The sequence below is a fragment of the Chitinibacter sp. GC72 genome (assembly GCF_009760905.1).
In the GTDB taxonomy this organism is placed as follows: Bacteria; Pseudomonadota; Gammaproteobacteria; order Burkholderiales; family Chitinibacteraceae; genus Chitinibacter.
Window position 1 is genome coordinate 60837 of sequence record NZ_VIRW01000017.1, and the last position, 6538, is coordinate 67374.

General features: G+C 47.5%; 8 protein-coding genes. All 8 read left to right on the top strand.

Annotated elements, in window-relative coordinates; translation table 11 throughout:
• Position 1: 1 nt before the first annotated feature.
• Positions 2-961 (top strand): signal peptidase I, encoded by a 960-nt coding sequence (gene lepB, locus FLS37_RS13050; RefSeq protein ID WP_157670405.1) that lies wholly within the window; start codon positions 2-4, stop codon positions 959-961.
• A gap of 23 nt (positions 962-984) precedes the next feature.
• Positions 985-1347: a DUF4845 domain-containing protein gene (locus tag FLS37_RS13055; RefSeq protein WP_157670406.1), complete on the top strand. Its 363-nt coding sequence runs from the start codon at positions 985-987 to the stop codon at positions 1345-1347.
• A 33-nt stretch (positions 1348-1380) separates the two neighbouring features.
• Entirely contained in the window at positions 1381-2091 is a 711-nt protein-coding gene (gene rnc, locus FLS37_RS13060) for a ribonuclease III (RefSeq protein ID WP_157670407.1), read from the top strand.
• The gene (gene era, locus FLS37_RS13065; protein WP_157670408.1) at positions 2088-3017 is read left to right on the top strand and encodes a GTPase Era; all 930 of its coding nucleotides are present in this window, start codon (positions 2088-2090) and stop codon (positions 3015-3017) included. Before rnc ends, era begins: the two co-directional genes overlap by 4 nt.
• A gap of 12 nt (positions 3018-3029) precedes the next feature.
• On the top strand, positions 3030-3776 hold the full coding sequence (recO, locus tag FLS37_RS13070) for a DNA repair protein RecO (protein WP_157670409.1): 747 nt from the start codon (positions 3030-3032) through the stop codon (positions 3774-3776).
• Between the two features lie 281 nt (positions 3777-4057).
• A complete protein-coding gene (locus FLS37_RS13075; RefSeq protein WP_157670410.1) occupies positions 4058-4420 on the top strand; it encodes an STAS/SEC14 domain-containing protein in 363 nt (120 codons plus the stop codon).
• Between the two features lie 38 nt (positions 4421-4458).
• Positions 4459-6171, top strand: a complete 1713-nt coding sequence (locus tag FLS37_RS13080) for a hypothetical protein (RefSeq protein ID WP_157670411.1) — start codon at positions 4459-4461, stop codon at positions 6169-6171.
• Positions 6172-6370: 199 nt separating this feature from the next.
• Positions 6371-6538, top strand: a 168-nt coding sequence (locus FLS37_RS17160; RefSeq protein ID WP_198314625.1) for a transposase, incomplete at its 3' end; no start/stop codon positions are given.

Consider the following 6538-nt stretch of genomic DNA (forward strand, 5'->3'; position numbering starts at 1 on the left):
CATGAACTGGTTGTTGATTGGCGTTGTGTTACTCATTCTGGGCCCGGTTCTCATTGGCGCAGGTGCCAAGCATGAACGCAAAGGGACCGAGCCGCCGCAATTGGTTCAATACGGCTATCTGTCTGTCGTTGTCGCGATCTTTATTCTGATGGTGCAGTTTTTGTCTATCAGTACGGCGATGCTGCTCTTTGTCGTGATCACCGGGATTATCTGGGCGCTTGACAAATTCATGTGGCAAAAGAAACGCGGACAGAATCCAGTGGCAGACTGGGTTGAGTATGGCCGTGGTTTTTTTCCTGTGATTCTGATTGTCTTTGTTCTGCGCTCTTTTTTGATCGAGCCATTTCAGATACCTTCGTCTTCAATGCGCCCGGGCTTGATCGTCGGTGATTTTATTCTGGTCAATAAATTTTCATATGGCTTGCGCTTGCCAGTGAGCAACTCGGTCGTAATACCCGTGGGAGCACCAAAGCATGGCGATGTCATGGTATTTAACTATCCGGTAAATCCTGCAATCAACTACATTAAACGTGTCGTTGCCTTGCCGGGTGATACAGTCGAATACCGCAATAAAAAGCTAAGTGTCAACGGTCAGCCAGTCGACACCCAGCCGGATGGCGAGCACAGCTATATCGAGCAAGGGGTTTATGAAGTTCGCAATCAGCAGTTTATTGAAACAATGGGCGAACATCAGTTTAAAACGTTGAATATGGCCGATACACCCACTCTTAGTCTTTCCGAAGTGGCAGACTTTCCAGGTCGCGAAAATTGCCGCTATGATGATACTGGCTTTATCTGCAAAGTACCGGCAAATCAGTATTTTGCAATGGGCGACAATCGCGATCACAGTGCAGATAGCCGCTACTGGGGTTTTGTTGATGATCAGTATGTCGTTGGTAAAGCGTTTTTAATCTGGATGAACTTCAAACATCTTGACCGGATTGGTTCGACAATCAAATAAACAAACTACTTCAGGGGTAAATAATGAAAAAGCAGGCAGGGTTGTCATTTTTCGGTTTTATCTTCATTGCGATGGCTGTTGCCATGGCTTTGATCACGGCATTTAAAGTTGTCCCAACCTATATCGAATATTTTAATATCAAGCAGGCTGTCGCCACTGTGGTGAATCAAAATAGTGGGGCAGCGCCAGCAGTAATTCGTAATTCATACTCGAAGCATGTTGAAATTAGTGATATAGACTCAGTGAGTCCTCAAGATCTATTGGTTACCCAAGTCGGGGGTACTACGACGGTACGAGCAGACTATGAAAAGGTTGTCCCATTGGTAGGTAATGTCAGTCTTTTGTTTCAGTTTGAAGTAGAAAGCAGTACGGGTTCTTCGAACTAATTTCAGGCCGTTTTTTTGAATTAGGAATTTATTTTGTCAGTTGTGTTACCTGCCGAGCGCTTGCAAAAAGCGCTCGGTTATATTTTTTCTGAGCCCAAGCTTTTAAAGCAGGCATTAACCCATCGCTCTTTTTCATCAACGCACAATGAGCGATTGGAATTTGTCGGTGATGGCATTTTGAATGCACTCGTGGCGCGGCGGCTCTATCAAGTATTTCCGCAATTTAGCGAGGGTGACTTGTCCCGTTTACGTGCGCATTTTGTTCGCCAAGACTCGCTGGCTGTGATTGCTACCGAATTGCAGCTGGGTGACTATTTGACCTTGGGTGAAGGTGAGCTAAAAAGCGGTGGGCATCGCCGCCCCAGTATTCTGGCTGATGCGTTGGAAGCGGTCTTAGGCGCCATCTGGCTGGATGGTGGGTTTGATGAGGCGGCTAAAGTGGTTGAAAAATTGTTTGCCACTAGGATTGCCGAAGTCAATCCGCTGGATGCCATGAAGGATGCCAAGACTTCCTTGCAGGAATGGCTGCAGGCTCGTAAGCTAGCTCTGCCGCAGTACGAAGTTTTGCGCCAGATTGGAGAATCGCCAGACCAGATTTTTGAAGTTTCGTGCACCTGTGTTGAACTCAAAGTCGCAACCAAAGCAGAGGGTACAAGCCGCCGCGCCGCTGAACAGGAAGCTGCGGGTCGTTTATTGCATCAATTACGCCTTCAACACCCCGGCAAAAAGGTAGTCAGAAAATGAATGAAGAACTCTTGAATGCACCCAGTGCCGATGGCTATCGCTGTGGTTTTGTTGCGATTGTAGGCCAGCCCAATGTTGGCAAATCGACGATGATGAATCATCTGATCGGCCAGAAACTGAGTATTACTTCGCGCAAAGCGCAAACCACGCGTCACCGTATTACTGGTGTTTTAACGTCTGAAACCGCGCAGTTCGTTTTTGTCGATACGCCGGGTTTTCAAACCAAATACCGCAATGCGCTTAATCAAGCGATGAATCGCAGTGTCACGACGACGCTGGCAGATGTGGATGCGATTTTGTTTGTCGTTGAAGCTGGGCGTTTTGGTCCGGCTGACGAAGCGGTATTGAAGTTGCTACCGCGTGATCGGCCAGTGATTCTGGTGATTAATAAAGTTGATTTGCTCGATAATGTCGGCACGATGCTGCCGTTTATTGAGAAAGTATCAGGCCAATTCAACTTTGCCGCGATTGTGCCAATTTCAGCGCAAAAATCGCAAAAACTTGACGTATTGCTTGAAGCCGTTGAGCCGTTGCTGCCAGAGTCAGTCCCCTTGTTTGCGCCAGATCATTTGACTGATCGCAATGAGCGTTTCTTGGCTTCCGAAATCATTCGCGAGAAAATATTCCGCATGATGGGCGAAGAGTTGCCGTATGTGATGGCCGTTGAAATCGAAAAATTCGAAGAAGAAACAATGGCCAATGGCAAGGAGTTACGTCGCATTTACGCCGCGATTCTGGTTGAACGCGAAAACCAGAAAGCTATTTTGATCGGTAAAAAAGGCGAGAAATTGAAAAAAATCGCGACTGATGCCCGGCTGGACATGGAAACCATGTTTGATGCCAAAGTGTTTCTTGAGGTTTTTGTCAAAGTGAAAAGCGGCTGGGCGGATGATACACGTCTGATCCGCCAGTTTGGCTACGAATAATCAGGGGTCTGCATGGCCAAAGGCGGGGCAAAAGATCGGGGTGCAAAAAATCGGATCAACGATCATCCGGCCTTTGTGCTGCACCAGTATGCTTACCGTGAAACCAGTCGCTTGCTGGATGTATTTACCCGGGATTACGGTCGGCAAACGATTTATGCGCGTGGCGTGCAGCGCCCAGGCTCGCAAGTCCGCAGTGTCTTGCTGAGCTTTCAGCCCTTATTGCTTTCGTGGTTCGGAGCCGGTGAGGTCAAAACGCTGCATGCAGCCAATTGGCAGCCCGGTTTGCCGCAGCTAAGCGGCTTGCCATTATTGTGTGCTTTTTATATCAATGAGCTATTGCAAAACCTGCTGATCAAGGACGAGCCACACCCTGATTTGTTTGTCGCCTATTTTGATGCCATAAAGGCGCTGGCGCTGTGTTCTGCCGATGCACGCGAGGTTGAGCCCATTTTGCGCCTGTTTGAAAAAGCCCTGCTGCTTGAGCTGGGTTTGGGTCTGGATTGGCAATCTGAGGCAGATGGTTTGTCCGCGATTAATCCCATGCAGCGCTATCAGTTTGTTGCTCAACACGGTTTTGTACCTAGCGAGGCAATTGATGCTTGCAGCGGGCATCTGATTTTGCAGTTTGCTGGCAATGATATGCGTGATGAGGCCTTGTGGCCTTGGGCTAAAGCCTGGATGCGCCAATCTTTGGCTTTGCTGTTAGGAGATCGGGTTCTACATACTCGGCAATTATTGCTCGATTTGCAGCGGATATAGGGTATGTGGCTGGCTGTATTTTATCTTACTGCTTGTGGCTAAATACTCTATTGGGGTATGTAAAATCCTTTGAGTATGCTTTTATCTACCGTTTCATTTGTTTCAATCGTATTGCACTTGTTTGGCTTTGAGTTGATACAATCTTAACAGCAAGTACATTGCACTGGTATCGCCCCATGATGCTCAGGTAAGGCAATAAAAGCTTATGCGGCACGGCGATTTGGCGCTATCTTAAAAGCAGGCTGCGGATATTTCTCCTTGGCATAATTCGGGGGTGGCATATGATCAGTATTTCGCACGAAACGGGCTATATTCATGTTGTGATCTTTGGGCAATTTACTTTGCAAGATTACAAAGAGTTCGAAGATAACGTATTGTACGACATCAGCTTTCATGGCCCGACCCGATTGCTGTTTGATCTGAGCGAGATGACCGGCTACACCCTCGACATGGCCTTGGAAGAAATTGATTTTACCCGCAAACACAAACAGGACTTTGTGCAGGTGGCGGTAGTCAGCGACGATCAATGGGTAGTATGGTCGGTATGGATCAACCGGGCGATTGCCGATGCAAATATCGTGGTTTTTGAATCGGTAGCCGATGCGCTACTGTGGTTTGCAGAAACCGAAGTTGTACCTACATAATCGAATGAATTGCTTATTCAAACTAGGCTGGACTGCGCATGCTTGATCGTTTCTCTGCTCTATTTTTAAAAGATAAATCACCTTTGGCCAGCCTGAAAGCAGCTACCCAGTGGTGCAAAAATCTTGATCTGGCTGACCCGGCAACGCGTAACGCCAAAGTGCACGGAATCGTGACCGATTTCATTGCAGGCAACCAGAATGCGTCCTTCGAGAGCCTGCAAGCGCTCATGCTAATCGATGAGCATGTCCAAGAAGCATTTGATGCCGTGTGTTACCAGTACGTTTCTAATCCGCGTATGTCCAAAGAGATAGAGCAAAAGCTCTGGAAGAACATCGTGGCTTATGCACACGATATGGTGGACGCTTACCAGCGTTTTGTGCAGGCAGAATCCAATGAAGCCCTGCAAAAACAGTTTGCTCCATTAATGCCGATGGTTTTGGCACGCAGCTTGCGTTATCTGGCTATTCAAGCCAAATGGCATTACTTCCGTTTTGAAAAAGTGCCGCCAAAAATCTGGACAGTCGCACACCAGCTCTATCGTTTATCTGAAATCGGTGGCTTTGATAGCAATCCATTTTCTATTTATCCTCAGGCATCAACCGAGATTTCATCCTGCGCCGATGAATATATCCAGATGCTAATGCTCAATACGCTGGCAAATAACAATCTGTCCGTTCGCCAGATTGATCTGGTCGATTCGTGGCTGGAGAAATGGTCCAAGCTTATCCAGATTTCCCGCAAATACATGGATGACAGACATCATTTCTGTGTGAATTTGCAAGAGTCCCAAGGCGCGCAAAAGATTAATACCGACTTGATGGGGGAGCCCTATCGCTACTGGAGCCTGAATGAAATTGTGAATCAGGTACAGGAGATACTTGGCCGCTTGCTTACAGGCGCAAGCTATGCCTCGCTTGACCTTGGTCCCGATGCCCGCGGCCCTGCTGTGACCGAATTGCTTAAACATCTGGACGTGTTCTGGACCATGAGCATGCGCAATAGCCAGGTCAAACGTAGCGAAAGAACCAAAGTTACCAAAGCGGTTGATGTAATTTATGGTCTGGATCGAATTTGCGGGTACATCAAGGAAGATAACGACAAATTTATGCGCCAAGGGCGTGATGTCAAAGATCAGATTGATTACGATGAAATCATGGATATGCGGCTCTATGGTTTTGTTTCATCACGAACCAAGCAGAAAAGCACTGTTTCCAATCCTTATGTGGTTAATAAAAAGCTGAACGATTGGCATACCTGGGCCATTGATAATGAAAGCAACGGTGGCTATGGGGCTGTGCTGCGCTTTTCGGAAAATGAATGGATACGCCCCAATTTATTGCTTGGCTTGCGACTAAATGCTGGCGATAACTGGCAAATTGGCGTGTTGCGCCGGATCTCCAGAATTAGTGATGATGAAATTTCCGCTGGTATTCAGGTGTTGACGACTACACCGGTGATGGTCGGCATGCATTCGGAGCAAAATGACCGGCTCGAAAACATGACGGTAACCGAGCTGGGTTTTACTGGTGGTTTGGAGTTGCCAAATGTGCGCACCGCGCTCTATGTGCCACACCAGATCGAAGGTAAGAGCGTGAATACCCTGATTATGCATTCTGCTGATTATGGGCTGGACAAGATTTATCAAGTCAGAGCGCGGGATAAGCGTTTTTCTGTCAGTTTGGGTCTGGTGCTGGAAAAAGGCATTGACTGGATTTGGGTATCGGTCAATGTCTTGAGGCAGGAAAACTAAACGCAGACTTGAACATGACTTAGATAAAAAAACTGCGCTTTAAGCGCTAATGCCGTTCACTTAAGCCAAGTGAACGGCATTTTTTCTGCTCATCGCAACCCTATTCCACGTACCATCACGTAAGCATCCAGCTGGCCCACATTGAATAGCCGTATTGCTCCTTGAGATGATCGTGTCCACGATAAACTTAGGTGGACACATGGACGCTATACTCCCACTTCAATCAACACCCAGTAGAGCTCGTCGCAAGCACAGCCCCGAGTTTAAGGCCGCTGTGCTGGCAGCTTGTCACCAACCCGGTGTTTCAGTCGCAGTCATCGCGCGCCAATATGACCTCAACGATAACATCGTACATAAATGGTTGGCC